Source organism: Rhodococcus sp. EPR-134 (assembly GCF_001647205.1).
Classification (GTDB): domain Bacteria; phylum Actinomycetota; class Actinomycetes; order Mycobacteriales; family Mycobacteriaceae; genus Rhodococcus_F; species Rhodococcus_F qingshengii.
Map to the genome: position 1 here is coordinate 1 of NZ_LVCT01000415.1, position 1737 is coordinate 1737.

1 protein-coding gene is annotated in these 1737 nt (G+C 64.2%); it reads right to left on the reverse strand.

Annotated elements, in window-relative coordinates:
• A partial coding sequence (locus A2J01_RS36495; RefSeq protein WP_231915836.1) for a DUF5979 domain-containing protein occupies nt 1-1737 on the reverse strand: 1737 nt, incomplete at both ends.

Sequence of the window (1737 nt, forward strand, 5' to 3'; positions counted from 1 at the left end):
AGTAGTACGGCCGCGCCCAGTCGATACCGGCCAGTGGCTTGGGGTCGACCTCGGAGAAGGTGATCACGGTGTTCCGCGGCACAACCTCGTCGGACGTCCAGCTCCAGTCGTTTGCGGCATCGAGGGTGATGGTCTGGCCCACTGCCGGGAAATCAGTTCCAGCGGGGAGTGCCGGATCGATCCCGTCGATACGGACCTCGAACGTCGCGCTGTCAGGCAGGTCGGCCTCGGGTGCGCGGACGGGGTTGCCGTCAGCGTCGAGGATGAACTTCGTGAATTCGACCGATCCGAATTTCCACAGCGCCTCGTTCGACAGCGTGATCAGTCGACCGTCGGTCGGGTCGTCGGAGACTATGCCCGTCGCGGTGCCGTCGAGGTTCGAATGCAGCCACGATTCGCCTTCCGGGCTGGTGCCCCAGGAGATCGTGCCCCACTCGACTCCGTCGACATCGGGACGGCCGGTCTCAGTGAAGGTCACCTCGGTGCCGACAGGGAGGTCGACGCCGAGCGGTGTGGTCTGTCCCTGCTTGACGCTCAGCACCTGGGTGCGGTACTCCACACCGTCGCGCCAACGCGCCTCGACCGTGAACTCCACGTCGTCGCCGACGGCCTCGGCGGCCTCACCGCCGACCTGCTTTGCGATGCGCAGAGTGCCGTCGTTGACGTCGACGAAGTTCGACACCTCGATCTTGCGCAGATCCTTGCCGATGGTCACCACGGCTGCGTTGTCCGGACTGATCCTGACATTCCCGGAGTATGCGGGCACGCCATAGGCGAGACCGTCACCGTTTGCCGGAACCAGCTCTGTCAGTGTGACTTCGGTGCCGCCCGGCAGGTTCTCGCCGAACGGAACCGGGGTGCCGTCGGACGGAAGAGACAGCGTCTTGCTCTGCGGGTTGTCGTCCGTATCGAGCCAGGTGGCAATCACGTCGAAGCTCGCCGGTACGGCCTTGTCGGACGCCTTCGGGCCCGTGAGCTTTTTGCTCACTTCGAAGGTGCCTTGCGTGATCGTGGCCTCGTTGGTGACGGAGACCGTGTTCGCCGACGCGTCGGTGCCGATGGTGAGCGTCTTCGGGCTGATCACCGGCAGCGACCACGTCACGAGGTCGGTGTTCGTCGGTTGGACCTCGGTGAAGGTGACTTTCGCTCCGATGGGCAATTTGCCCAGGTCGTAGTGCTGACCGTCCTTCAGGGTGAATTGACGCAGCTCGTTGCCGGCGGCGTCGTCACCGAAGGCGATCTCTGCGTTGACGACGAAAGCCTCGAGCCCCGTGCGCGCTCCGTCACCGATGACGGATTTGGTGATCCTCGCCGATCCCAGGCTCGCTTTGTTGAGCAGTGTGACACCGACATTGCTCTTCGGCGTGATGGTCACCAGCGCCTCGGTGCGGTCCCCGTTGAGCGTCACACCCTCCGACGGGCGGAACGTCCCTCTCTCGAAGTACACACCGTCAACGGTCGGGAGGTTGATCTCGGACAGGCGGATCTGCCAGCCGGTTCCGCGGGGGTTGATCCCACTGACGGGTGTCCCGTCAGCCTTCACCTTGATCTCGTAGGAGCTCACCGGGGCGTCGGTCGCTGGATCTTGCCCGGGGGCGAACTCCTCGACTTTCACAGTGAACTCGGAGTCTTCCGGGAATTTCTCGGAGAAGGGAGCGATCTCCTTCAGAAGCGAGAACGAGCCCCGCGACACACCTTGGCCGGTGCCGCCGCCGCCCCATTCCTGCTTGACGCTCT